The organism is Pseudomonas sp. NPDC087814, from assembly GCF_044742865.1.
Lineage (GTDB): Bacteria > Pseudomonadota > Gammaproteobacteria > Pseudomonadales > Pseudomonadaceae > Aquipseudomonas.
Map to the genome: position 1 here is coordinate 33,267 of NZ_JBIUVK010000034.1, position 24,909 is coordinate 58,175.

Genomic DNA, 24,909 nt, shown 5'->3' on the forward strand with positions numbered 1-24,909 from the left:
GGATCGAGAGATGTCAGTCGCTACCAGCCGTATCGAAGAGACCCAGGCGGTCCCTGCGGAAACGCTTTACCAGTTCGATGAAACCCCGCTGCTGGCCCGCCAGCGCCAGCAGGAATCCAATGCCCGCAGCTACCCACGGCGCATTCCCCTGGCGCTCAAGCGCGCCCGAGGGATCTATGTCGAGGACGTCGAAGGCCGCAGCTTTATCGATTGCCTGGCCGGTGCCGGCACCCTGGCGCTGGGGCACAACCACCCGGTGGTGATCGATGCCATTCGCCAGGTGCTGAGCGATGAATTGCCGTTGCACACCCTGGACCTGACCACGCCGGTCAAGGACCAATTCGTGCAGGACCTGTTCGGCCTGCTGCCGCCGGCGCTGGCGCAGGAAGCCAAGATCCAGTTCTGCGGCCCCACCGGCACCGATGCGGTGGAGGCCGCGCTGAAACTGGTGCGCACCGCCACCGGGCGGAGCACGGTGTTGTCATTCCAGGGCGGTTATCACGGCATGAGCCAGGGCGCCCTGAGCCTGATGGGCAGCCTGGGGCCGAAGAAGCCACTGGGCGCGTTGCTCGGCAATGGCGTGCAATTCCTGCCATTCCCGTACGACTACCGTTGCCCGTTCGGGCTGGGCGGCGCGGAAGGGGTGAAGGTCAACCTGCATTATCTGGAAAACCTGCTCAACGATCCCGAGGCCGGTGTATTGCTGCCGGCGGCGGTGATCGTCGAGGTGGTGCAAGGCGAGGGCGGCGTGATCCCGGCTGATCTCGACTGGCTGCGCGGCCTGCGGCGCATTACCGAGCAGGCTGGTGTGGCGTTGATTGTCGACGAAATCCAGAGCGGCTTTGGTCGCACCGGCAAGATGTTTGCCTTCGAACATGCCGGCATTGTCCCGGACGTGGTCGTGCTGTCCAAAGCCATCGGCGGCAGCCTGCCGCTGGCGGTGGTGGTGTATCGCGACTGGCTCGACACCTGGTTGCCGGGCGCCCATGCCGGGACCTTCCGTGGCAATCAGATGGCCATGGCGGCCGGCTCGGCGGTGATGCGTTACCTCAAGGACCACGACATTCCCGCCCACGCGGCCGCCATGGGCGAGCGCCTCGGCGAACACCTGCGCATCCTGCAGCGCGACTTCCCGCAGTTGGGAGACATTCGTGGCCGTGGGCTGATGCTCGGTGTGGAACTGGTGGACCCCGCCGGTGCGCCTGATGCCCAGGGCCACCCGCCGGTGCATCGCCAACTGGCGCCGCTGGTGCAGCGTGAATGCCTCAAGCGCGGGTTGATTCTCGAACTGGGCGGGCGACACGGCAGCGTCGTGCGTTTCCTGCCGCCGCTGGTGATTACTGCCGCAGAAATCGACCGTGTGGCCGAGATTTTTGGTCGCGCCCTGGCGGCGTCGGTCACCAGCCTCTAATTTTTTATCGGGCTGGCACGTTCCTTCTTACATCAGCTGTGCGTGGTGCGCAGCCAGCCTTACCCCGACGGAGAACAGCAATGACCTCAGTATTCGACCGCGAAGACATCCTGTTTCAGGTAGTGGTCAACCATGAAGAACAATATTCCATCTGGCCCGACTACAAGGCCGTGCCGGAAGGCTGGCGCACCGTGGGCAAGAGCGGGATGAAGAAAGAGTGCCTGGCCTACATCGAAGAAGTGTGGACCGACATGCGTCCGCTGAGCCTGCGCCAGAAGATGGATAGCCAGGCACTTGCCGGCTGACCCGGACCTCGGGCATAACACCGACTCAAATGTGGGAGCGGGCTTGCTCGCGAAGGCGTTGTTTCAGTCACCGTATGTGTTGACTGTCACACCGCATTCGCGAGCAAGCCCGCTCCCACATTTACTGTGTTTCGCCGGTGAGAGGCGCGTTACAGCGCCTTGATCACCTGATCCACATTGCCTTCCAGTTCCGCCACCGGGTCGGCGCCATCGGTGCCCAGCACCAGCAACTTCGCCCCGCCCGCCGTGACCGCCGCCTGCACTGCATCGCTTGGCTTGCGGTGATGCAGCACCACGGCCACCTCATTCTCCTTCAAGCCTTCGCTCAGTTGCTGCAACGCCTCGGGTGTCCATTCGGTATCCGCCCTTGCATCGGTGCTGACCAGCTCCAGGTTCAAGCCACTGACGAGATAACCAAAGTGATCGCTCAAGCTGGCCACCGTCAGGTTATCGGCCTTGGCCAGTCGCGCTTCGCTGTCGGCGGTGAGCTTGAGCAGGCGTTGCTTGAGCGCGGCCAGGTTGGCTTCGATCTGCGGCTTGGCCTCGGGCGCCAGGCGGCTCAGGTCGGCGGCCATCACATCGGCCATGCGCCCCATGTTGTTGCTGGCTTGCCACGGCTGGCTGTTCAGGCCGTCGGTGGCGCCCGGCTGCACGGCAATCCCCGGCAAGCTGCCGTCCACCGGGCGCGCGGCGTCGACTTCGACGATGCGGATATTGCTGCGCCGGGCCACCGGGTACAGCGGGTCGTCGGGCCACAGCGAGCGCAGGCCGATGGCTGCATCGGCGTCCAGCGCCAGGGTGTTCAGCGCCTGCGCACCGCGCCCGGTGAAATAGGCGACTTGCCGCGAGCCGGGCAGGTTGGCCGGTGCCGCGCGCTCAAGCTGCACATCAGTGCCTTTGAGCAACACCTGCGCCAAGCCATAGGTGATCGGCAAGGCGGCGAGGACTTTCACCGGTTTTGTCGCCTTGGCCTGGTTCAAGGCAGCATGGCCAACGCCTTGGTTGGCGGTGATCTGTAGTGGCTTGACGCCGTCGGCGGCAAATGCCGGTGTGGCAATGGCCAGGGCCAGAAGCAGTGGTCGAAACATCGGGCGCATTATCCAAGATTCCCTTTCAGGCTGGGGACCGTGCCGCGGGCGATGGCGGCGAGGGCGAAGGCGATACCGGCTACCAGGATGATCGCGGCACCGGACGGAATCGGCAGGTCGAAGATGATCGGCAGCAGGATCCCGCACAGGGTGCTGACGGTGGCGATCACCACCGAGATCCAGAAGAAGCCCTTGAGCGACTGGCTCAACAGGCGTGCGGCGGCCGCCGGAATCACCAGCAACGCACCCACCAGGATCGCGCCGATGACCTTGACCGCCGCCACGGTGATCAGGGTCACCAGGATCACGAACAGGTAGTCCAGGGTCTTCACCGCCACCCCGCGCACCGCTGCCAACTGCGGGTTGAAGCTGGCGAGCATGATGCGGTTGTACAGCGGCAGGGCCAGGGCCATCACCAATGCGCCGACAATCGCCAGCACCAGCAGGTCATTGCCGTTGACGGTCAGCACCGAGCCGAACAGCACGTTTTCGAGAATGTGCACGTTGATCTTGCCCGCCAGAATCAGCAGCAGGCTCGCGCCCAGGGCCAGGGACACCGAGAGGAATACACCGATCAGCGTGTCCGGCGCCAGGCCCGTGCGGTTGCGCAGGTAGTTGAGCAGGATCCCGAACAGCAGGCAGTAGCCGAACAGGCTGCCGTAAGGCCCGGTGTAGGGTTCCCCCAGCAGAATGCCCACGGCCACGCCGGTCAGTGCGGCATGGCCCACGGCTTCGGAAAAGAACGCAAAGCGCTTGACCACCACCAGGGTGCCCAAACCACCCAGCACCGGGCCGATCAGCAGGCCGGCGAGCAGGGCGTTGACTACAAATCCATAGGCCAGCGCTTCCGGCAGATACCCGGAAGACGCCCAGCCCTGGACCATCAGGCGAAAGGCTTCATAGCTCATAAGGCCGGGCTCCGTGGGTGGGTGGAGAACAGGGTCAGCAGGCGGTCCGGGGTCAGCGCCTCTTTCGGCGTGGCGTCGAACAGCACACGGCGGTTCAGGCCGGTGACGCGATCGGCCAGGCGGCCGACGGCTTCCAGGTCGTGTTCGATCCACAGCACGGTGATCCCGGCCTGGCGCCAGTCGTTCAGCAGCCGCTCGAACACCTGGATCCCGGCTTCGTCCAGCGCCGACATCGGCTCGTCCAGCACCAGCAATTGCGGCGCCGGGATCAACCCCTGGGCCAGCAGCACCCGCTGGCGTTCACCGCCAGACAGCGCACCCATGCGTCGCTTGCGCTTGTCCTGCATGCCGACCCGTTCCAGTGCGTCGCCAATCGCGGCGGCGTAATGTTTGGACAGCCCGAGAAACGCCGGACGCCGCTGGCACATCGCGGCCATGAAATCGTCGACGGTCATCGGCAAGCCCCGGTCGAACTCCAGCGCCTGGGGCACGTAGCCGATGGTGCCGGGTGCATCCGGCCAATGCAGGCTCAACTGGCCCTGGTGCGGCGTTTGCCCCAGCAGGGTCTTGATCAGCGAGCTTTTGCCGCCGCCGTTGGGGCCCACCAGCGCATGGATGCTGCCGGGCTGCACCTGGAAACTCACTGCATCGAGGATCACCGTACGGCCCAGGGTCAGCGCGACGTTATCGAAGTCGAGGGTCGGGCCAACGCTGGCCACACTGAGGTGTTCAGCCGCCGTCATGCCCCGGACTCCTGAATCGCCCGCACCACGGTGTTGAGGTTGCCGGTCATTTCCACTTCGTATTTTTCCGCGCTGTAGTCGCCATAGGAAATATGCGACAGCGGGTACAGCTTCACCCCGGATTCACGCTGGATGGTGTCGACGTAGCTGGACGGGAAATCCATCTCCGAGAAGATCACTTTCACGTCCAGTTCCCGCAGTTGGTCGATGGTCTTCTTCAACTGGCTGGGGCTCGGCTCGATGCCGTGGGCCGGTTCCACCACGGCGGTGACTTCCAGGCCGAATTCCCGCAGCAGGTAGTCATATGCCGCGTGCACGGTGGCCACCCGCAGGTCGGGGGTGGGCGCGCTGGTGAGCTTGGCCAGGGCGTCGGCGCGCATCTGGCGCAGGCGCTTGCCGTAGGCGCGGGCGTTCTGGGTGTAGGTCTTGGCGTTGTCCGGGTCGAGCTTGCCCAGTTCCCGGGCAATGTTGTTCACCTGGGCAATCGAGGCGCTGATGGACAGGAAAGTGTGCGGGTTGACCACCTTGCCCGCACCGCGCGCAGCGTTGCCGGTGGCGGCCAGCAGCGGCACGTTGGCGTTGGCCTCGATCACCGGGATGTCCGGGCGCTCGCTGGTGGCGATCATGCGGTCGGCGAAATCGTCATGGCCGACGCCGTTGAGCACGATCACATCGAGGGTGCCGATGCGTTTGATGTCTTCGGCGCGGGGTTCGTAGGCATGGGGATTGAAACCGGCCGGGATCAGCGGGACAACTTCAGCCTTGTCGCCGACGATATTGGCGACGTAGCTGTAATACGGGTGCAGGGTGATGCCGATGCGCAGGCGCTTTGCCGGGTCGGCACTGGCGAACGGGGCCAGCAGCACGGTGATCAGGCCGACCAGCACCAGACGTAATAATGGAGATGAAATAGACATGGTCTTCTCTCGGCTGCAACGTGAATTCAGTGACGATGCTGGCGGGTGACACCGGCATCGAATTGCGCGACTACCTGCTGCCAGCCCGCGCTGATCAGCGCCTGGTCAGTGAGGTCGGTGGGGGCGGTGAGGTGGGCGCTGCGGTTGAGCCAGATATCCGGCTCGGCGCCGCGGATGCGCATCAACAGCGAACCGCTGAGGTCCGGCGTCTGGCTCAGGCCCAGATAGGCCGCGTCCAGCAACTGCCAGCGGTGGTCGCCACGGCTCACCGAACTGGCGTCCTGGGCAAAGGGCGCGAAGCCCTCTTCGGCCAGCTGTTCAGGCGTCGGCAGAGCGCTGTGTTCCTCCTGCAGCAAGTGGATTTCATCCAGGGTCACCCGCAGGTCGGCGTAGATGCCTTGCTCGGCGGCGCTGAGGTCGCGGCGGGCGTCCAGTTGGTGGCTGGGCACGGCGGCGATCTCCTGGTTTTCACCGCGCAAGGCCACCACCGTGCCGGCAACGGCGAGGATGATCAGGCACAACAGCAGGACATACAGGGTTTCGTGCCCGGCGCCGGCCGGGCGCACGACTTGGGTTGTACGGCTCATTGGGGCTGGATATCCGCTTGGTCGATTTCCACCACGTGGCCGGGGCCGGCATCAAACAGCACGTAGAACTCGGCGGAGGGTTTCTTGAAGGTCAGCTTCGAGTCTTCTCCCAGCTTGCCGGGCACCAGGATGGTCTCGTCGTAGCCGATCACGTCCAGGGTCACGCCGGGGGCACCGCTGCCATCGGAGAAACCACCGGTGCACTGGATCTGCTCGCCGGCGATTTCCTTGCATTCGCACATCGGGTTGTGGGCCAGGGCGACGGTACTGAAACCGGCACTGAGGATCAGCGCGCCAACGGTGCGGGCCAGTTGCGGCAAAGTCATGGTTTAACTCCTCGTTTTTTCAGCCAGTCGATGGTGGCCGGCGATGCCTGGCTCAAGGGAATGGAGGCCTGGTGCATGGCGCCGTCCCAGCCTTCCATGGTGATCCACACTTCGGCGTCCAGCGGGGTGCGCTCAGGGATCGGCAACGCGGCGCCCATGCGGTATGGGGTGCCAAAGAAAATCACCCCGGCCGCCCGCAGGCTGCGGGGCTTGCCGATACGCAGGTAGGTCGCCTTGACCTGGTCGATGCACGTGGCACACAGGGCAGCGTTGAAGGATTTCATCGGGCCTGCCGGGTCCGGGCGCGGCGGCTCGTTGCGTAGCTCGGCGAGCTTCAGGCTCCAGGGGCCGACCTGTACTTCGCCGATCTCCCGTTCGCCCAGGCCGCTGTCGCCGCGAAACAGTGCCGCGTCGGCAAAGTACTTGGGCATGAAGCCCAGGGGCACCAGCAACAGCAGGATATTGATGTGGAAGCGCCATTTGAGCCAGAAGGCCCGCAGGGGCGAGGGGGGTTGAACCGTCATGGCCTTGTTCATGGGTTGGCCTCCGTGGTCTCAGCCTGCAAGGCCTGGGTTTTCGCCGGTTGACGGGCTGCCTTGGCTTCGCGTTTCAGCGCATTGAGGGTGGCCAGAGCCGTGCGTTTGGTCCAGATCAGCAAGCCGCTCAAGACCATCATGCTCAGCACCAGGCCGAAGAAGGCCCAGATCAGCTTGATCCAGATCCCGCCAAAGTCCCCGGTGTGCAACGGGCGCATGGATTCGGTGACGAACTCCAGGGCCGAACGGTCGGACAGCAGGTGCGAGGCGGCGATTTCGCCGTTGTACGGGTTGATTTCCGCGGTCTGGAACATCAGCGGGTACCAGCCACGCCCGCCGATGCGCAGGTGGCTGTAGGCGTTGCTGGGCAGGCTCACGAAGCTGGCCTCAAGCCCGGGAATGCGCTGGGTGGCGATGTTGATCGCCTCGTCCAGGGGAATCATGGGCGCCGGTACGCCCGGGGCGGACATCGGCACTTTGTCGCGGGCAATCGCCGGGACGATCGGCTCGCTGGAAATGGTGATCTGGTTATCACCCAGGATCGCCTGGATCAGGAACCAGGTGCCTGTGATGGAAATCACCGCGATAAACCAGATCGACCAGATGCCACTCAACCGGTGGAAGTCGCCCCAGAAAATCCGCGCACCGTGACGAATGCGCAGGGTCGGCCTGAAAAAACCTTTCCAGAAACGCTTGTAGACCACGAGGCCGGTGACCAGCGAGGCCAGCAGCGGCAAGCCCAGCAGCGAGACCAGGTACCAGCCCCAGCTGTAGCCATTGGTGAAAGGCACCAGCCACCAGCCATGCAGGGCACGGGTAAATTGCTGGAAGTTGAACGATGGGCTGATGCCCTGGATCACCCCGGTGTATGGGTTGACGTAGACCTCCAGCGAGCGCCCGTCGGGGTAGCTGAGGTCGGCGCTGAGGGCGAAGTGCGATTCGTCCGGGCGGCTCAGGGATTCGACGATCACCTGGGGTTCGGCGCGCTTGATGGCGCCGATCACCTGGTCGTAGGTGAGCGGTTCGGCATCGTCCGACGGCTTGCTGGCGCGGATGTCCGGGTTGGCCAGCCAGACGATCTCCTGGCTGACCACCGCCAGGGTGCCGGTGACGCAGACGATCAGCACAAAGAACCAGATGGGCAATGCCAGCCAGCTGTGCACGAGAAACCAGAGTTTTGAGCGTGACTTCTTCGACATGTGAATGAGGGTCTTGATCGGAGGGAGGCGGTAAAGGCCCGGAAAACGCCACCCGTAGCTTTTGCTGACGCGAGCGGCTGTATCTAAGTTAAGACGGATGAGAAACACAAAACCCTAAGGCGGATATGAAAGTAAATGTTTCAGATACGCATTCATGCAACACGAAACATGTTCCGAGCCATCACCAAGGCGGGATTGATGGGGCGGGGGCGCTGCCTATGATGGGGTCATACCGTTGAGCGAGCCCCATAATGACTTCTGCCAGAACCCTCTACGACAAACACATCGATTCCCACACGGTGTGCCGCCTGGATGACCAGGGCCATGTGCTGCTGTACATCGACCGCCAGGTGATCAATGAATACACCAGCCCGCAAGCTTTCAGCGGCTTGCGCGAGGCGGGCCGTGGTGTGTGGCGGCCCGGTACGGCGCTGGCGGTGGTCGACCATGTGAACCCCACCACGCCCAAGCGCATCGCGACCATGCCGGATGCGGGCGGTGCGCGCCAGGTGTCGTACCTGGCGGAAAACTGCCGGGATTTCGGGATCGAGCTGTTGGATATCCTCGACAAGCGCCAGGGCATCGAACACGTGATCGCCCCGGAACAGGGTTTTATCCTGCCGGGCATGGTAATCGCCGCCGGCGACAGCCACACCACCACCTACGGTGCCTTGGGCGCGTTCGGCTTTGGCATTGGCACCTCGGAAATCGAGCATTTGCTGGCCTCGCAAACCCTGGTCTACAAGCGTCTGAAAAGCCTGCGTGTGACCGTGGACGGCGAACTGGCCCGTGGGCTGACCTCCAAGGACGTGATCATGGCGCTGATCGGCAAGATCGGCGCTTCGGGAGCCACCGGCTACGCCATTGAGTTTTGTGGGTCGACCATCGATGCCTTGAGCGTCGAGGCGCGCATGACCATTTGCAACATGGCGGTGGAAGCCGGCGCACGTGGAGCGTTCATGGCGCCGGATGAAAAAGTCTTCGCCTACCTCAAGGGCAAGCCACGCGCGCCGAAGGGCGAGTTGTGGGAACGCGCCCTGGTGGGCTGGCGCCAACTGCACTCGGATGCCGACGCGGTGTTCGACCTCGAAGTGCAGCTGGATGCCAGCGCCCTTGAGCCGATGGTCACCTGGGGCACCAGCCCCGACCAGGCCGCGCCCATCGGTGCCCGCGTGCCGGACCCGCAAGACATCAGCGACCTGATCCTGCGCCAGGACATGCGCCGTGCCTTGAACTACATGGGCCTGGAAGCGGGCATGCCGTTGAGCGACATTGTGATCAGCCACGCGTTTATCGGCTCCTGCACCAACGCCCGCATCGAAGACCTGCGCGACGCCGCCAGCGTGGTGCGCGGCAAGCACGTGGCCGACCATGTGCGGGCGATGATCGTGCCGGGCTCCACCGAAGTGCGTGACCAGGCCGAAGCCGAAGGCCTTGCCGCGATCTTTATCGACGCCGGGTTTGAATGGCGCCAGTCGGGCTGCTCGATGTGCCTGGCGATGAACGACGACGTGCTGGAGCCGGGCGACCGCTGCGCCTCCAGCACCAACCGCAATTTCGAAGGCCGCCAGGGTGCGGGTGCCCGCACGCACCTGATGAGCCCGGCCATGGTCGCCGCTGCGGCCATCACTGGCCGGCTGACGGATATTCGCCACTTTGGAGACCGCACATGAGCTTGCAACCCTTCACTCGGATCACCGGCAAGGCGGCGCCGATGCTGGCGGCCAATATCGACACCGACGTGATCATGCCCAAGCAGTTTCTCAAGGGCATCGACCGCAACGGGCTGGACCGCGGGTTGTTCTTTGATTTGCGCTTTTTGCCCTCGGGTGAGCCTGACCCGCAATTTGTGCTGAACCAGCCGGCCTGGCAGGGCGCGAGCTTTATGGTAGTGGGGCCGAACTTCGGCTGTGGGTCCAGCCGGGAGCATGCGGTGTGGGGCTTGAAGCAGATGGGCATTCGCGCGTTGATCGGCAGCAGCTTTGCGGGGATTTTCTATGACAACTGCCAGCGTAACGGGGTGTTGTTGATCACGCTGGAGGAGGCGGTGTTGCAGCGGTTGGGGCAGATGGTGAGTCAGCCTGAGCAGGCGCAGATCAGTGTGGACCTTGAGGCGCAGGAGATTCTTTTGGCGGACGGGCAGGTGATTGCGTTCCAGATCGATACGTTGCGCAAGACTGCGTTGTTGCTGGGGTTGGATGCTATTGGTACGACGTTGCAGCGCAGTGAGCAGATCAAGGCGTTTGAGCGTGAGCATCTGGCGGCCAATCCTTGGCTCGGGTGATGGGGCTGTAGTTGCAGGTTGGCTGCTGCGCACTGCCTGCGTTCGGCCTCGGGCTGGATGGGGCAGTCAGATCAAAATCAAGAGCCCAGCGGCCTCCCGGCCGGCTTGAGTGTTAAAAGCAAAAGCAAAGACCAGAGCGAAAACAGATCTGCTTTTCTGTGGGAGCGGGCTTGCTCGCGAAAAACCTGAGAGCGCCGCGTTCATCCAGAATGCCAGCGTCATCGTTAACGACCTTCGCGAGCAAGCCCGCTCCCACATTTGGACGGTGCCCGCTTTTGATTTGGCTTTTTGCTCTACAACACTCAAGCCGGCCGGTAGGCCGCTGTAAGCAGAACCGTCAGCGGCCGTTACCGCAGCAACGGATATGTACTCAAACCCGGCACGCTAAATCGACAACCCCTTGAAGTGCTCCTGCAAAAACTCCACACACGCCCGCAACTTCCCGGAGTAGGCCAGCCGCGTCGGGTACACCGCCCACACGTTGGCGCTCTGGGTGTAGTCGTGCAGCACCTGCACCAGTTTCCCTTGCTCCAGCAGCGGCTTCACATCCCACATCGAACGCAGCAACACGCCGCGCCCGTCCAGGGCCCATTGCAAGACGATCTCGCCGTTATTCGACGACAACGGCCCGCGCACGCGCACGCTGTCCTGCACGCCATCGCGCTCCAGGTGCCAGATGCCAAACGCGTTGTCGCGCTCCTTGAGCACCAGGCAGTCGTGCTGTTCCAGGTCGCTCAAGTGCTGCGGCACACCACGGCGTTCGAGGTAGGCGGGCGCCGCACACAGCACCCGCCGGTTACTCACCAGCCGGCGACCGATGTGTTGCCCGGGGATGTCGTCGCCCACGCGAATCTCCAGGTCGAAACCCTCGCTGACGATATCCACCACCCGGTCGAACAGGTCCAGGCGAATCTCCAGGTCCGGGTATTGTTCGGCCAATAGCGACAAGGCCGGTGCCACATGGTTACGACCGAAACCGAAGCTGCTGCACAAATGCAGGTGGCCGCGCGGGCTGTCGTGGGCGTCGGAAAGCTCGTCGGACAACTGCTGGAAGTCTTCGAGAATCCGCACGGCCCAGCGCTGCACGCGCTCACCGTCTTCGGTCAGGGCGATACGGCGGCTGGTGCGGTGCAGCAGGCGGGTGGCGAGGGTGGTTTCGAGAATCTGGATACGCTTGCTGACGTAGGCCGGGGACAAACCCAGCTCGTCGGCAGCCGCAGCAAAGCCGGCCTTGCGGATCACGGTCAGGAATACCCGCAGGTCTTCAGGTAGGGGCACGGTATCTTTCTTGTTGTTCATCAGAAACAGGCATGGCGGCATGAACCGCCAGAATAGCACCGGTATGGCGAAGGAGTTTCTGTGGTGAGGGCGCTTGCTGTGGCAAGGGAGCTTCTGTGGTGAGGGAGCTTGCTGTGGCGAGGGAGCTTGCTCCCGCTGGAGTGCGTAGCGCTCCCAAAGATCTTGGGGCCGCTGCGCAGCCCAGCGGGAGCAAGCTCCCTCGCCACAGGGGATTGGTGTTTAAGGGTTACTCGGCGGCGATCTTCGCCTGGGCGGCGGCCCGTGCATGGCGGCCGTGCTTGAGGGCGATGGGCGCCATTTTCTCGCGATCCAGTTCACCTTCCCAGGCCGCCACCACCAGCGCCGCCACGGCATTGCCGATGATGTTGGTCAGTGAGCGGCATTCAGCCATGAACCGGTCCACACCCAGGATCAGCACCATCGCCGCCACCGGCACCGTCGGCACCACCGCGAGGCTGGCGGCCAGCGCGACAAAACCTGCGCCCACCACCGCACCGGCGCCTTTTGAGGTAAGCATCGCCACCGCCAGCAGGGTCAGTTGTTGCTCCAGCGTCAGGTCGATATTGGTCGCCTGGGCCAGGAACAGCACCGCCAGGGTCATATAGATGTTGGTGCCGTCCAGGTTGAAGGTGTAGCCGGTGGGCACCACGATCCCCACCACGCCTTTGGACGCGCCAAGGCTTTCAAGTTTCTGGATCAGTTGCGGCAGCGCAGATTCGGAGGAGCTGGTGCCCAGCACGATCAACAGTTCAGCCTTGATGTAGGTCAGCAGCTTGAAGATGCTGAACCCCACATACCGGGCGATGCTGCCCAGCACCACGGCGACGAAGAAAAACGCGGTGACGTAGAACGTACCCACCAGTTTCAACAGCGGCAGCAGCGAGCCCAGGCCGTATTTGCCGATGGTGAAGGCGATGGCCCCGAAGGCCCCGATCGGCGCGACGCGGCTGATCATCCCGACGATGCGGAAGAACACTTCGCTGGCCTGGTTGATCACGCCGACCAGGGGCCGGCCCTTCTCGCCGATCATCACCAGCCCGAGGCCAAACAGCACCGACACAAACAGTACCGGGAGGATTTCGCCTTTGGAGAAGGCGTCGAAGAAGGTAGTGGGGATCACATGCATCAGGAACCCGGTGACGCCTTCGCCGTGTTCGGCCTGGCCGACAAAACCGGCGATGGCGGAGGTGTCGAGGGTCTTCACGTCGATATTGAAACCCACGCCGGGGTGCAGCAGGTGCGCGGCGAGGATGCCGATTACCAGGGCGATGCTGGAGACGATCTCAAAGTACAGCAGCGCCTTGCCGCCGACGCGGCCCACCTGCTTCACGTCGTGCATGCTGGTGATGCCGGAGACCACGGTGCAGAAGATGATCGGGCCGATGATCATCTTGATCAGCTTGATAAACCCGTCGCCCAACGGCTTGAGGTCGATGCCCACCTGAGGCCAGTGGTTGCCGATCAACACGCCCAGCACAATGGCGATGATCACCTGCACATACAGGGTTCCCAGCAGTTTTCTGATTGTCATTTTTATTATCTCGAGACGTTTTTTGGGCAAGCAGATCCCGTCGCAGGCTGTTTCAAGCCTGCGGGGCGGGATCGGTCAGGTCAGCGGTTCATAAAGGCTCAGCGAAGGAAGGTCAGGACTTCGCCGAGCAGCACTTCAGGGATTTCTTCTGCGATGTAGTGGCCGGCCGGCAGGGCCTTGCCACGTACGTCGGTCGCGACTTTCTGCCATTCCTTGAGGGGTTCGAAGCAGCGCCCGACGGTGCCTTCGGCGCCCCACATCACCAGCAGCGGCAGCTCCAGGTGGTTGCCCTTGTCGATATCGGCGCGGTCGTGCTCAAGGTCGATGCCGGCGGCGGCGCGATAGTCCTCGCAGATCCCGGTGGCGGTGCCGGGCAGTTTCAGGCAACGCAGGTATTCGGCGAAGGCTTCATCGGTGAACGGCTTGAGCCCGGCACTGCGGCTGCCCATGACGCTGCGCAGGTAGAGTTCCGGGTTGCCTTCAATCAGGCTCTCGGGCAACGGCGCCGGGCGGATCAGGAAGAACCAGTGCCAGTAGGCGCGGGCAAAGGCTTCGTCGGTCTGGGCGTACATGGACAGGGTTGGTGCGATGTCCAGCAGCACCATGCGCTGCACGGCCTTGGGGTGGTCCAGGGCCAGGCGATGGGCGACGCGGGCGCCACGGTCGTGGGCCAGCACCGAGAACTCGTCGAAGCCCAGGGCTTTCATCAGCTCGACGCCGTCGCGGGCCATTTCACGTTTTGAATAATTGGTGTGATGGTCAATGGCGGCGGGCTTGCTGCTGTCGCCATAACCGCGCAGGTCGGCGGCGACCACGGTGAAGTGTTCGGCCAGTTGCTCGGCGACCTTGTGCCAGATGACGTGGGTCTGCGGGTGCCCGTGCAGCAGGAGCAGGCCGGGACCCGCGCCGCCTTTGCGGTAGCTGATGTCCACACCGTTGACGTGGCGCTGGTCTTTTTGGAATCCGGCGAACATGGAATGACTCCTTGTGATGATTGCCTGCATCCTGAAATCACACGGCGCCCGGGGCAAGGGGGAAAGCGTGGAGGGGTTGTTCATGAAGTGTGTTGAAGCCCGATCTTTCAGGCAGTGCAGGTCAACGGTGGGAGCTGGCTTGCCTGCGATGCAGGCAACTCGGTGTATCAGTCGCACCGAGGTGATGCCATCGCAGGCGAGCCAGTTCCTACCGTTGGGTTGCGTCGCCCAGGCGACTTCATCCTTGCTTGAACAACGCCTCGGCCCGCTGGCGAACTTGCGCCTCGGTCAAGTCCTCCTTGCGCGTGGCCAGGAACCACACATGCCCGAAGGGGTCTTTCAGCGTCCCGGAACGGTCACCGTAAAACTGATCCTTGGGTTCTGAAATCGCCGTGCCGCCAGCCTTGATGGCCTGGGCGAACTGTTGGTCGACATCTTGCACATAGAGATGCAGGCACACGCTGGGGTGTTCTTTTCCCGGGCTGCCGAACGACATTTCGCCACAGGGCGAGGCCATCATGATCGCCGAATCGCCAATGCGCAGTTCGGCATGGCCGATCTTGCCGTCGGGCATGTCCAGGCGCATGACTTCGGTGGCACCAAAGGCTCGTTTGTAGAACTCGATGGCTTCAGCGGCTTTGTCGATGCCCAGGTACGGCGTGATGCTGTGGTAGCCCTCGGGAATGGGTTTAACGCTCATATCGTTCTCCTTGATGGTGGTTGTGGAGGGACGGCTTTTTCACTATAGGCCACGTGCGCCGTGGCTTGCGGGCAGCCGACGAGGTGTTGCCCAGGCAACAGCAAACCGGCAGTTTGCTGCGCCAAGGGCGGTCTGCCGCGCGTATATCGGGAGCAAACCCTTGTGTTTGAAGGCCAGGCGCCTCAGGCACAGAAGCTGCAATGCCTCTGGCAAACCATTCGCCCGAGAGCGTTGTATGTCTGTACTGCCTGTATCTGCCGATTACCCGATTCACACGCCCCACGCCGAGTTGATCCGCGACGAGGCCCACGCACTGGCCGTTGCCCGCCGAGTCGCTGCCGTGTTGCTGGAACAGGACGCCGAGCGCGATCGCACCCGCCAGGTGCCTGCGGAGGTCGTCGACCTGTATTCCAACAGCGGTCTGTGGGGCATCAGCGTGCCCCGCGAGTTTGGTGGTGCCCAGGTGTCATACGCGGTGTTGGCCCAGGTGATTGCGATTATCTCGGCGGCCGACCCTTCGCTGGGGCAAATCCCGCAGAACCATTACTGCCTGCTGGAAGATATCCGCCTGCAAGGCACGCCCGAGCAGCAGGCGTACTTTTTTGGCCTGGCGCTGGAAGGGCATCGGTTTGCCAATGCGCTGTCGGAAACCGGCGGCAAGAACGTCCAGGACATCCAGGCGACCATTCGCCGGCAAGGCGATGGCTATGTGATCAACGGTCGCAAGGGTTATTGCACCGGTTCGCTGTATGCCCACTGGCTGGCGGTGCTGGCGCTGGATGAACAGCAGAATGCGCAATTGGCGTTCGTGCCGCGCGGCACCGCAGGCCTGGTGGTGGTCGACGACTGGGACAGCATGGGCCAACGCACCACCTCCAGCGGCACGGTGCTGGCCGAAGGCTTGAAGGTGCCGGCGTTCAATCTGTTTCCTACCCATCGCTCCTACGATTCGCCGACCCTGGCCGGGCCTTTCGCTCAATTGACCACCGCCGCCATCGATGCCGGCATCGCCCGTGCCGCGTTGCGTGACACGGTGCAGTTCGTCCGGCAATTCGCCCGTCCATGGATCGATGCCGGGGTGGAAAAAGCCAGTGAAGACCCGTTGACTATCATCCAGGTCGGCGCGCTGGATATTCGCCTGGAAGCGGCGGAAGCCTTGCTGGAGCGGGCCGGAAAGGCCCTGGACGCCGCGCGCCCGGCACCCGATGAAGACAACGTTGCCCACGCCTCCCTGGCTGTCGCGCGAGCCAAGGTACTGACCACTGAAATCGCCATTGAAGCCAGCAACAAGCTCTTCGAACTCGGCGGCACCCGCTCCACCCTGAAGAAGCACAACTTCGACCGTCACTGGCGCAATGCGCGGGTGCATACCCTGCATGACCCGGTGCGCTGGAAGTATCACGTGGTGGGCAACTGGCTGCTCAACGGCGCCAAGCCACCGCGTCACGATTGGTCTTGACCCATGGCCGAGCTGTTTAAAAACATCTATTGGGCCGACATCGGCCAAGCCTGCCTGGAAACCCTGAGCATGCTCAGCGCGGCCCTGGGTTTTACCGTGCTGCTGGGGTTGCCGCTGGGGGTGCTGTTGTTCCTCACCGGCAAGCGCCAGTTGCACGAAACCCTGGTGGTGTATCGGGCGCTGTCGGTGGTGGTCAACGTGCTGCGCTCGCTGCCGTTCATCATCCTGCTGATTGTGCTGATCCCGGTGACCACCCTGCTGGTGGGCACCTCCCTGGGCGTGGCCGGTACGATTCCGCCGTTGGTGGTGGGCTGTACGCCGTTCTTTGCGCGGCTGGTGGAAACCGCCTTGCGCGAAGTCGACCGTGGCGTGGTGGAGGCCACCCAATCCATGGGCGCCAGCACCTGGCAGGTGATCCGCCACACGCTGTTGCCGGAAGCCCGGGGCGGGCTGCTGGCAGCGGTCACTGTCACCGCGATTGTGCTGGTGGACTACACCGCCATGGCCGGGGTGATCGGTGGCGGTGGCCTGGGCGACCTGGCTATCCGCTACGGCTATCAGCGTTTCCAGACCGACGTGATGGTGGTCACCGTGTTGCTGCTGTTGGTGCTGGTGCAGGCCCTGCAGATGACCGGTGACCGTTTGGTGGCGCATTACAGCCGCCGTTGATTCCTATAACTAATGCCTTCGGAGCAACCATGAAAAAATCCCTGGCCATCTTGGCCGCTGTCTTGTCCTTCAATGCCTTTGCCAACGAGACGCTGGTCGTCGGCGCCACGCCCGTGCCTCACGCCGAGATCCTCGAGTTCGTAAAGCCGGTGCTGGCCAAGGAAGGCGTGGACCTGCAAATCAAGGTCTTCACCGATTTCATCCAGCCCAACCAGCAACTGGCGCTGAAGAACATCGACGCCAACTACTACCAGTACCGGCCATTCCTGGATGACTACAACAAGACCCGGAATACCAACCTGGTGCCGGTGGTCGGTGTGCACATCGAGCCTTTCGGCGCGTACTCGACCAAGATCAAAAATATCTCGGAGTTGAAAGACGGCGCGACAGTGTCGATCCCCAACGACCCGGTCAACACTGGCCGCGCCTTGGTGCTGCTGGACGAAGCCGGCCTGATCAAGCTCAAGGACCCGAGCAACACCCTGGCCACGCCGCGGGATATCGTTGAAAACCCCAAGCACCTGAAAATTCGTGAACTGGAAGGTGCGTTGCTGGCCCGCTCGGTGAGCCAGGTGGACCTGGCGTTCGTGTTTGCCAACTACGCCCTGGAAGCGGGGATCGACACCAACAGCGCGTTGATCGTCGAGAAGGGCAAGAGCCTGTATGTGGAGTACCTGGTCGCGCGCCCGGACAACATCAATGACCCTGGCATCCAGAAACTGGCCAAGGCGTTGAACTCCGATGAAGTGCGCCAGTTCATCCTGACCCGCTATAAAGGCCAGATTGCCCCGGGATTCTAAGTCTGACGGCGATCAAAATGTGGGAGCGGGCTTGTGTGGGAGCGGGCTTGCTCGCGAAGGCGGTGGATCAGCCACTGCATCTGGCGACTGACACCCCGCTTTCGCGAGCAAGCCCGCTCCCACATTGATCGAGTTTTACCCCGCCATTATGTGGACGGCTCCAAGAGTTGTGCCCCAGGCCCGCGCTCACCCAGTACGTCGTCGTGATTGCGCAACGGGCACGCCTCCAGCGACAGGCACCCGCAGCCAATACAGCCGTTGAGTTTATCCCGCAGCAACATCAGTTTTTCGATGCGCTGGTCCAGGTCCTCACGCCATAGCGCAGACAGGCGCTCCCAATCGGCAGCGTTGGGCGTGCGGCCATCGGGCAAGGTTTGCAGCGCGTCATGGATCGTCGCCAGGGGAATGCCCAAACGCTGGGCAATCTTGATCACCACCACCCGGCGCAACACATCCCGCGGATAGCGCCGCTGGTTGCCGGCGTTGCGGTGGCTCTTGATCAACCCCTTGGTTTCATAAAAGTGCAGCGCGGTAACCGCCACGCCACTGCGGGCTGCCAATTGGCCGACGGTGAGTTCTTTGGTGACCATGAAAAAGCCCTTGACCTTGACTTAACTAGAGGTTTTACCCTGCGTGGCATCGAATCGCAAGATTGTGCCTACAGTGAGAGGGGAATGTTCATGCAGGTATTAGAGAAGAGTCTGAGTTTTACCCAGATGGTCGAATTCCACATCGAGCCTCAGCAGCAATCGGCTTTGGTGGCGGCCCTGTCATCGCAAAGCGAGCGCCTGGCCCAGGGCCATGGTGGCTTCATCAATGCCAGCGTGCAGGTCAGTGATGATGGACGCCGGGTGCTCAGCTACCTGCAATGGCGCTCCCGCGAGGAGGGGGAAGCGGCCTTCAAGTGTTTTGAGCACGGTGAGGAAGATTTCTGGACGCTGATCCGCGCCCACCAGGCCACGGCGGTGACCTTCGGTTCGTTCCAGGTGCTGCGCAGCATCGAGCGCAGCCATGACAACGCTCTGCACTGCCGCCTAAATTGACAGGTGCAGCATGCGCTCGCCCTGTACGTTTTCGCCGGGGCGTCGCTTGTTCACCGCCAGCTCGCCGATCTTGATCAAGCGGGTACGGGTCACGTTGCGGCTCAGGCCCAGCAGGTTGGCGGTGTGCACCTGGTTGTAATGGCTGAAGCGGTAGGCGGCGCGCAGCAGCGCATCCTCGACCTTTTCATGCAGGGCCCCGGCCTGTTCCTCGAAGAGCTTTTGAAAGGCGCGTTCCAGCAGGGCTTCGGCGCTGTTGTCGGTGCCGTGCTGGCTGTCGTCCTGACGCTCGATGCGCATGTTCGACAGGCGCAGGTCGTCGCGCTCGATCACCCCGTTGCGGCAGATCAGCAGGGTGTGGTGGATCACGTTTTCCAGCTCGCGGATGTTGCCCGGCCAGCTGTAGCTTTTGAGTTTCTGCTCGGCCTCGCGGCTGATGGTGATCGGGCCGTAACCCAGGCGCTGGCTGTAGGCTTCGATGAAATGCCGGGTCAGTGGCAGGATGTCACCGGGCCGATCCCGCAGGGGGCTGAGTTCGAGGCTGACCACGTCTAGGCGGTAGTACAGGTCTTCGCGGAAATGCCCGGCATTGATGGCTTTCTCCAACTGAACGTTGGTGGCCGCCAATACCCGCACGTCGATGGGAATGCTTTTGCGTGAGCCCAGGCGCACCACTTCGCGTTCCTGCAGTACCCGTAGCAGCTTGACCTGGATCGCCATCGGCAAGTCGCCGATTTCATCGAGGAACAGGGTGCCGCCGTCCGCCTCTTCGAACCAGCCGGCCTTGGCACTGAGGGCGCCGGTGAAGGCGCCTTTTTCATGGCCGAACAGCTCGGCTTCCACCAGGGATTCGGAAAACGCGCCGCAGTTCACGGCCACGAAGGGCCGGTTGCGCCGGGCGCTGAGGTTGTGGATATGGCGCGCCACCAGCTCTTTACCGGTGCCGGTTTCGCCGATGATCAACACGCTGGCTTCGCTGGGCGCGACTTGCTGGATGTGCGCCAGCAGCGCCTGGGATTTGGGGTCTTCGAAGACCTGGGCCGTGGCGCGGATCGAGGTCGCAAGAGCGGGCGAGGGCGGTAAGGTTAAAAGCTGCATGGGCACCTCTTCTAGGAGTAGAACGTGGGAATCGGCAGGGACTGGTTCAACGCCCAGTCCCCCAGTTCGTGGAGCTTGTAGTCCACCGGGTCGTGCAAGGTTTGCGTGCGCAGGTTGCGCCAGTGCCGGTCCAGGCGCAGCGAGGCGTGGGTGGAGCGCGCGCCGGTGACTTCGAACAGGCGGCTGCACAGCTCCAGGCCGTTGCGGGTGGCAGCGACCTTGGCCGTGGCGATGGCGATGGCCAGCTCGCCGCGCTCGCTTTCACTGAGGCTCGGGCCCTTGGCCCAGGCCTGGTCCAGCAGTTCGGCGGCGCGTTCTACCAGCAGGCGCACGCCCTCCAGCGCGACCCAGAATTCGCCGTAGTGGTTGAGCACGTACGGGTCCTGGCGAATGTCCTGCACCGTGGATTTATGCCAGGGCCGGGTTTCGGTCAGAGTGTAATTCCGGGCTTCGGCAAACGCGCCTTCGGCGATGCCGAGGAACATGTGGGTGAAGGTCAGTTGAGCGATCAGCGGGCGCAGGCAGGCGAAGGGCGTACTCAGCGGGCCGGGATCGAGGAGCAATTCCGACTCTTCCACGCGTACCCGTTCGAAGCTGGCGCTGCCGCTGTCGGTCTGGCGCTGGCCGATGTTGTTCCAGTCATTGTGCAGGGTGATGCCACTGCGCCCGCTGGGGATGGCCGCGATCAGCAGCTTGCCGCCGGCGCTTTCATCCACCGCCGAGGCGATCAGCATTTCCGAGTCGCTGGCTCCGGAGCAAAAGCTCTTCTTGCCGGAGAATTCGCGCCAGCCGTTGTAGGCTTTGACCACCGTGCGCGTGTCCAGCGGGTTGAGGGCGTTGCCCCAGAACCAGTTCTTGCGCGCGGTTTGTTCGAACCAGGGTTGCCATTGCTCCGGGCGTGAGAACAGGCGAACGGTGGCGAGCATCAGGTGATGAAAACCGAAGACGTGGGCGATGGAGCTGTCGACCTTGGCGAATTCGCGCACGATCTCCAGGGTTTCGCTCCAGCGGGCGCCGAGGCCGCCGTACTGGGTGGGAATGCTCAGGGCCAGCAAGCCGCTTTGGCGCAGGGCGTCACGTTCGGTCTTCGGTGTGCCGCCGCGCTCGTCGCGTTCGACGGCAGTGAGGGCAAATTCGGCGGCCAGCAGTTTGGCGGTCTGCAAGGGTGAGGGCAGGACGCTGTTGGGTTTGGCTGTCACGCGGTATTCCTCATGGTGTGCCGGGGCGTGCCCCGGCAGACGGCAGGTCAGGCCTTGGCTTTTGCCGGCAGGACGTCGTTGGCAATCATTTCGCCGAACGGTCCGGTGAGGTTGGTGACGCCGCGCCCGGCCAGGCTGGCGTAGGGTTCCGGCAGCAGCGGGAACACCAGTTCGGCAAAGCGATACGCCTCTTCCAGGTGCGGGTAGCCGGAGAAGATGAAGCTTTCGATGCCCAGGTCTGCGTATTCCTTGATGCGCTCGGCGACTTGCTGAGGGTTGCCCACCAGGGCCGTGCCCGCGCCGCCACGTACCAGGCCGACGCCGGCCCACAGGTTGGGGGCGATCTCAAGGTTGTCGCGGCGCCCGTCGTGCAGGGCGGCCATGCGCCGCTGGCCTTCGGAGTCAAAGCGCGAGAAGGATTTTTGCGCGGCGGCGATGGTCTCGTCGCTGATGTGCTCGATCAGTTTGGCCGCGGCTTTCCAGGCGTCTTCTTCGGTTTCGCGCACGATCACATGCAGGCGAATCCCGAATTTGACGGTGCGCCCGTGGCGGGCGGCGCGCTCACGCACGTCGGCGAGTTTCTCGGCGACGGCGGCCGGTGGTTCGCCCCAGGTCAGGTACACGTCGACTTGTTCGGCGGCGAGGTCGTGGGCAGCGTCCGAGGAACCGCCGAAGTACAGCGGTGGATATGGCTTCTGCACCGGTGGGTAAAGTGCCTTGGCGTTCTGCACGCGCAGGTGTTTGCCTTCGAAATCCACCGATTCGCCTTGCAGCACGCGGCGCCAGATCTTGAGGAATTCGTCGGTCACTTCGTAGCGTTCGCTGTGATCGAGGAAGCTGCCGTCGCCGCGGTTTTCGTCGGGGTCGCCGCCGGTCACCACGTTGATCAACAGGCGGCCATTGGACAGCCGGTCGAGGGTGGCGGCCATGCGGGCCGAGACGGTTGGCGAGATGATCCCCGGACGAATCGCCACCAGGTAACGCAGGCGTTCGGTCAACGGCACCAGCGCCGAGGCAATCACCCAGGAGTCTTCGCAGGAGCGGCCGGTGGGAATCAGCACGCCGTGGTAGCCGAGGTTGTCGGCGGCCTGGGCGACTTGTTTCAAATAGTTGAGGGTGACCGGGCGAGCACCCTGGGTGGTGCCCAGGTAGTGGCCGTCACCGTGTGTAGGCAGAAACCAGAAAACATCCATGACAAATCCTTAAGCGATTTTCAGCAGAGAGGTGGGATGCGCGGCAAACAACGGCGCGGCGCGTTCTGCAGCAAGGCGAATGCGGGCCTTCAAGGGCTCACTGGTTATGTGGTAATCGGTGAAATCGGCCTCGGTGGCGTACACGCCAATGGGCAAGGTCAGGGCCTGGAAGAAACTGAACAGCGGGCGCAACTGGTGATCGAGTACCAGGGCGTGGCGTTCGCTGCCGCCGGTGGCCGCCAGCAACACCGGGGTGTTGATCAGGGCGTTGAGGTCGACCAGGTCGAACAGGTGCTTGAGCAGGCCGGGGTAGGAGCCGCGATACACCGGCGCGGCAACGATCAGCAAGTCGGCCTGTTCGATGGCCTGCAGTTGCGCTTCGACGTCGGCGGGCAATTCCTGGCGCGACAGTGCGCCGCCCAGCGGCCGGGCAATGTCGCCCAGTTCGATCAGGGTGGCCTGGATCGGCAATTGATCGGCCAGTTCGGCCAGCACCGCCTGGGTCAACACCAGGGTGCGGGACGGACGCCAGGTTCCGCCGGAGAGGGCAACGACATTCAGTGGACGGGTCATCAACAGTTCCTTTTTCAACAGTGGCTCAGGGCAAGAGCAGTAGCAGGGCTTGAGCAAGAGCTGTACCAAGCTGTGCAGCCCTTGACTGGCGTGGCCTCTGTGCCAGGTGTTGGAAAATGGTGGTGTTGTCTGCCTGGTGTTTTGTTGAATGACTGTTGCCTGGGCAACAGTTGCCAGGCGAACAGTGGCGTGAGTGTTGAGGCCATTTATAGAGGGTTGTGTTTATTCCGTAAATGAACGTATTTCCATATTTATAGACCTACATGGAATATAAGGCGCGACTATCAGAAGTGTCGCAAAGGTTGATAGCGACTATCACGGCTGATGATTTTTCACCGTGCAGGGGCGGGAGTAGCCTGTACTCATTGACTTCAGCCCGTTTCGCAGGACCTTCGCCATGAACCGTTTTCTCGCCATTTCCGTATTGCTTGTCACCTCAGTCCTTGCCGGTTGTGCGACACATTCGTCGCCCGAACTGCGTGGCTACTCGGCCGAGGAGAGCAAGGAACTGGCGCTTGAAGCCCTGAGCCGTCGAGGCCTGTCATTTGATGAATACCAACAGAAGAAAGCCGAACTGACCGGCCGGCCACAGAACACCTTCGGTTTCGACCGTCAGGGCGAGATGAATGCCGAGCGCAGCATGACGCTGCACGGTCGCCCCAGTTGAGTCAGTGGCGAGGTCTGAAAAGCCCGAGGTTTCCCACAGGAACCTCGGGCTTTTTGTTTGCCATCCGTTTCCCCGAGCCTGTTAAGCTGAATTTCAGGAGCGTTCCTACGCACTTTTAAATAAAGTGGTCTTTCTTTAACGGCACGGGATCAGGTAAACCATCTTCCTTCCTGATTGCGGCCCCTGAGACGTTGTTCTCGGGAACCTGCTCTGCGAGTCTTTAACGTCATGAATAAACGTCCGCTGTATTTCGACTACGCCGCCACCACGCCGGTGGATGAGCGGGTCATCCAGGTGATGGTTGAGTGTCTGGGCTTCAATGCCAACTTCGGCAACCCTGCGTCCAGTTCCCACGCGTTCGGCCAACAGGCCCGGCAAACGGTTGAGCAGGCACGGGGCCAGGTGGCTGAGTTGGTCGGCGCCGAGCCGGCACAGATTGTCTGGACCTCTGGTGCCACCGAGTCCAACAACCTCGCCATCAAGGGCGTTGCCCAGGCGCGCGGCGTGGCCGGCGGGCACATCATCACCAGCCAGATTGAACACAAGGCCACGCTCGACACCGCTCGCCAGTTGCAGGAAGCCGGGGTTGCCGTGACGTACCTGGTGCCGGACGCCGAGGGTTTGATCAGTGTCGAGGCGGTGAGCGAAGCATTGCGTGAGGACACCTTCCTGGTGTCGCTGATGCTGGTGAACAACGAGCTGGGCACTCTTAACGATATCCGGGCGATTGGCGCACGCGTGCGCGAGCATGGCGCGCTGTTTCACGTGGATGCGGCGCAGGGCGCAGGCAAGGTCGAGATTGACCTGGCCGAATGGCCAGTGGACCTGATGTCATTTTCCGCACACAAACTCTATGGTCCCAAGGGTATCGGCGCGTTGTACGTCGGCCCACGTGCGCAGCAGAAAGTGCTGGCGCAGATTCACGGCGGTGGCCATGAAGGTGGTTTGCGTTCGGGCACCCTGGCAACTCACCAGATTGCCGGCATGGGTACCGCGTTTGCCCTGGCGGCAGCGTCCTTTGCTGAAGAAAAGGCGACCATCGTTGCCTTGCGCGAGCGCCTGCTGGAACAGCTGAATACAATTGCCGGGGTGCGCCTCAATGGCAGCCTTACCCAACGCATTCCCCACACCCTGAGCCTGACGTTCAGCGAAGGCGAGTTCAATTCCGCCGCGTTGAGCGCGGGCATTGCCTTCTCGGCCACTTCGGCCTGCAATTCGGCGAGCAATGCACCGTCCCATGTGCTTCTGGCGCTGGGCCATGATGCCCGCAGCGCAGGTCGCACCATTCGCTTGAGCCTCGGGCGGTTTACCACCGAGCAGGATATCGATCAGGCGGTACAGCTGATCAAGGCGGCACTGGCCAGCGCACCGGCGTTCTGGGCCGTTTGACCCCATAACAATTA

The 24,909-nt window shown here is 62.8% G+C and carries 27 protein-coding genes; 10 read left to right on the forward strand and 17 right to left on the reverse strand.

Translation table 11 applies throughout. The features are described 5' to 3' along the window. The first annotated feature begins 10 nt into the window (after positions 1–10). Together ACIOMR_RS21605 and ACIOMR_RS21610 are read left to right on the forward strand one after the other, a co-directional pair. A complete protein-coding gene (locus tag ACIOMR_RS21605; RefSeq protein ID WP_087695097.1) occupies positions 11–1,411 on the forward strand; it encodes an aspartate aminotransferase family protein in 1,401 nt (466 codons plus the stop codon). A gap of 80 nt (positions 1,412–1,491) precedes the next feature. After that, entirely contained in the window at positions 1,492–1,716 is a 225-nt protein-coding gene (locus tag ACIOMR_RS21610) for an MbtH family protein (RefSeq protein ID WP_003209001.1), read from the forward strand. Between the two features lie 149 nt (positions 1,717–1,865). On the opposite strand, the gene ACIOMR_RS21615 is transcribed toward ACIOMR_RS21610, so the two are convergent. Genes ACIOMR_RS21615 through ACIOMR_RS21650 form a run of 8 tightly spaced genes read right to left on the reverse strand, consistent with a single transcriptional unit; the run spans position 1,866 to position 8,020 of the window. Further along, entirely contained in the window at positions 1,866–2,813 is a 948-nt protein-coding gene (locus tag ACIOMR_RS21615) for a metal ABC transporter solute-binding protein, Zn/Mn family (protein ID WP_401196287.1), read from the reverse strand. Beyond that, entirely contained in the window at positions 2,813–3,712 is a 900-nt protein-coding gene (locus tag ACIOMR_RS21620; RefSeq protein ID WP_003208998.1) for a metal ABC transporter permease, read from the reverse strand. Before ACIOMR_RS21620 ends, ACIOMR_RS21615 begins: the two co-directional genes overlap by 1 nt. Then, positions 3,709–4,455, reverse strand: coding sequence for a metal ABC transporter ATP-binding protein (locus ACIOMR_RS21625; protein ID WP_102369603.1), 747 nt, complete (start codon positions 4,453–4,455; stop codon positions 3,709–3,711). Before ACIOMR_RS21625 ends, ACIOMR_RS21620 begins: the two co-directional genes overlap by 4 nt. Continuing rightward, complete coding sequence (locus ACIOMR_RS21630) at positions 4,452–5,372, reverse strand: metal ABC transporter substrate-binding protein (RefSeq protein WP_401196291.1); 921 nt, start codon at positions 5,370–5,372, stop codon at positions 4,452–4,454. Before ACIOMR_RS21630 ends, ACIOMR_RS21625 begins: the two co-directional genes overlap by 4 nt. Positions 5,373–5,398: 26 nt before the next feature. Then, entirely contained in the window at positions 5,399–5,959 is a 561-nt protein-coding gene (locus ACIOMR_RS21635) for a DUF6162 family protein (protein WP_008431663.1), read from the reverse strand. After that, positions 5,956–6,285 carry a hypothetical protein gene (locus ACIOMR_RS21640; RefSeq protein WP_003208992.1) on the reverse strand — a complete coding sequence of 110 codons (330 nt, stop codon included), beginning with the start codon at positions 6,283–6,285 and terminating at the stop codon, positions 5,956–5,958. The genes ACIOMR_RS21635 and ACIOMR_RS21640 overlap by 4 nt, the downstream gene beginning before the upstream one ends. Continuing rightward, on the reverse strand, positions 6,282–6,821 hold the full coding sequence (locus ACIOMR_RS21645) for a hypothetical protein (RefSeq protein ID WP_008431660.1): 540 nt from the start codon (positions 6,819–6,821) through the stop codon (positions 6,282–6,284). Before ACIOMR_RS21645 ends, ACIOMR_RS21640 begins: the two co-directional genes overlap by 4 nt. Further along, positions 6,818–8,020 (reverse strand): PepSY domain-containing protein, encoded by a 1,203-nt coding sequence (locus ACIOMR_RS21650; RefSeq protein ID WP_087695105.1) that lies wholly within the window; start codon positions 8,018–8,020, stop codon positions 6,818–6,820. Before ACIOMR_RS21650 ends, ACIOMR_RS21645 begins: the two co-directional genes overlap by 4 nt. A 251-nt stretch (positions 8,021–8,271) precedes the next feature. On the opposite strand from ACIOMR_RS21650, the gene leuC reads away from it, so the two are divergent. Together leuC and leuD are read left to right on the forward strand one after the other, a co-directional pair. After that, positions 8,272–9,693: a 3-isopropylmalate dehydratase large subunit gene (leuC, locus tag ACIOMR_RS21655; protein ID WP_003208986.1), complete on the forward strand. Its 1,422-nt coding sequence runs from the start codon at positions 8,272–8,274 to the stop codon at positions 9,691–9,693. Then, on the forward strand, positions 9,690–10,304 hold the full coding sequence (gene leuD / locus ACIOMR_RS21660) for a 3-isopropylmalate dehydratase small subunit (RefSeq protein ID WP_003208984.1): 615 nt from the start codon (positions 9,690–9,692) through the stop codon (positions 10,302–10,304). The genes leuC and leuD overlap by 4 nt, the downstream gene beginning before the upstream one ends. 384 nt (positions 10,305–10,688) lie before the next feature. Here the strand turns inward: leuD and ACIOMR_RS21665 are convergent, their stop codons facing one another. From ACIOMR_RS21665 to ACIOMR_RS21680, 4 genes are all read right to left on the reverse strand, one after another. Beyond that, the gene (locus tag ACIOMR_RS21665; RefSeq protein ID WP_173883068.1) at positions 10,689–11,603 is read right to left on the reverse strand and encodes a LysR substrate-binding domain-containing protein; all 915 of its coding nucleotides are present in this window, start codon (positions 11,601–11,603) and stop codon (positions 10,689–10,691) included. Between the two features lie 226 nt (positions 11,604–11,829). Next, positions 11,830–13,134: a C4-dicarboxylate transporter DctA gene (dctA, locus tag ACIOMR_RS21670; protein ID WP_003207293.1), complete on the reverse strand. Its 1,305-nt coding sequence runs from the start codon at positions 13,132–13,134 to the stop codon at positions 11,830–11,832. Between the two features lie 98 nt (positions 13,135–13,232). After that, the gene (locus ACIOMR_RS21675) at positions 13,233–14,108 is read right to left on the reverse strand and encodes an alpha/beta fold hydrolase (RefSeq protein WP_008430843.1); all 876 of its coding nucleotides are present in this window, start codon (positions 14,106–14,108) and stop codon (positions 13,233–13,235) included. A 238-nt stretch (positions 14,109–14,346) separates the two neighbouring features. After that, on the reverse strand, positions 14,347–14,808 hold the full coding sequence (locus tag ACIOMR_RS21680) for a VOC family protein (RefSeq protein WP_003210114.1): 462 nt from the start codon (positions 14,806–14,808) through the stop codon (positions 14,347–14,349). Between the two features lie 235 nt (positions 14,809–15,043). Here ACIOMR_RS21680 and ACIOMR_RS21685 point away from each other — a divergent pair, with 235 nt between their 5' ends. From ACIOMR_RS21685 to ACIOMR_RS21695, 3 genes are read left to right on the forward strand one after another with little or no spacing between them, the layout of a single operon-like run. Then, positions 15,044–16,267 (forward strand): SfnB family sulfur acquisition oxidoreductase, encoded by a 1,224-nt coding sequence (locus tag ACIOMR_RS21685; protein WP_177055873.1) that lies wholly within the window; start codon positions 15,044–15,046, stop codon positions 16,265–16,267. Between the two features lie 3 nt (positions 16,268–16,270). After that, positions 16,271–16,936, forward strand: a complete 666-nt coding sequence (locus ACIOMR_RS21690) for a methionine ABC transporter permease (RefSeq protein ID WP_008430846.1) — start codon at positions 16,271–16,273, stop codon at positions 16,934–16,936. 29 nt (positions 16,937–16,965) lie between these two features. Then, positions 16,966–17,736, forward strand: coding sequence for a MetQ/NlpA family ABC transporter substrate-binding protein (locus ACIOMR_RS21695; RefSeq protein ID WP_003210120.1), 771 nt, complete (start codon positions 16,966–16,968; stop codon positions 17,734–17,736). A gap of 146 nt (positions 17,737–17,882) precedes the next feature. Here the strand turns inward: ACIOMR_RS21695 and soxR are convergent, their stop codons facing one another. Continuing rightward, positions 17,883–18,326 carry a redox-sensitive transcriptional activator SoxR gene (gene soxR / locus ACIOMR_RS21700; protein WP_008430848.1) on the reverse strand — a complete coding sequence of 148 codons (444 nt, stop codon included), beginning with the start codon at positions 18,324–18,326 and terminating at the stop codon, positions 17,883–17,885. Positions 18,327–18,416: 90 nt separating this feature from the next. Here soxR and ACIOMR_RS21705 point away from each other — a divergent pair, with 90 nt between their 5' ends. Beyond that, complete coding sequence (locus tag ACIOMR_RS21705) at positions 18,417–18,779, forward strand: antibiotic biosynthesis monooxygenase (protein ID WP_032898632.1); 363 nt, start codon at positions 18,417–18,419, stop codon at positions 18,777–18,779. Here the strand turns inward: ACIOMR_RS21705 and ACIOMR_RS21710 are convergent. Genes ACIOMR_RS21710 through msuE form a run of 4 tightly spaced genes read right to left on the reverse strand, consistent with a single transcriptional unit; the run spans position 18,771 to position 22,839 of the window. Beyond that, positions 18,771–19,874 (reverse strand): sigma-54-dependent Fis family transcriptional regulator, encoded by a 1,104-nt coding sequence (locus ACIOMR_RS21710; protein WP_003210127.1) that lies wholly within the window; start codon positions 19,872–19,874, stop codon positions 18,771–18,773. The two genes, ACIOMR_RS21705 and ACIOMR_RS21710, sit on opposite strands and share 9 nt — an antisense overlap. 11 nt (positions 19,875–19,885) lie before the next feature. Further along, the gene (locus ACIOMR_RS21715; RefSeq protein WP_003210129.1) at positions 19,886–21,073 is read right to left on the reverse strand and encodes an acyl-CoA dehydrogenase family protein; all 1,188 of its coding nucleotides are present in this window, start codon (positions 21,071–21,073) and stop codon (positions 19,886–19,888) included. Between the two features lie 47 nt (positions 21,074–21,120). Then, on the reverse strand, positions 21,121–22,266 hold the full coding sequence (gene ssuD / locus ACIOMR_RS21720) for an FMNH2-dependent alkanesulfonate monooxygenase (protein ID WP_003210130.1): 1,146 nt from the start codon (positions 22,264–22,266) through the stop codon (positions 21,121–21,123). Between the two features lie 9 nt (positions 22,267–22,275). Continuing rightward, entirely contained in the window at positions 22,276–22,839 is a 564-nt protein-coding gene (gene msuE / locus ACIOMR_RS21725) for an FMN reductase (protein ID WP_003210131.1), read from the reverse strand. A 397-nt stretch (positions 22,840–23,236) separates the two neighbouring features. Between msuE and ACIOMR_RS21730 the strand changes: the two genes are divergently transcribed. Together ACIOMR_RS21730 and ACIOMR_RS21735 are read left to right on the forward strand one after the other, a co-directional pair. Further along, complete coding sequence (locus ACIOMR_RS21730; RefSeq protein WP_003210133.1) at positions 23,237–23,506, forward strand: hypothetical protein; 270 nt, start codon at positions 23,237–23,239, stop codon at positions 23,504–23,506. A 228-nt stretch (positions 23,507–23,734) separates the two neighbouring features. After that, positions 23,735–24,895 (forward strand): cysteine desulfurase family protein, encoded by a 1,161-nt coding sequence (locus ACIOMR_RS21735; protein WP_087695274.1) that lies wholly within the window; start codon positions 23,735–23,737, stop codon positions 24,893–24,895. Positions 24,896–24,909 lie beyond the last annotated feature (14 nt).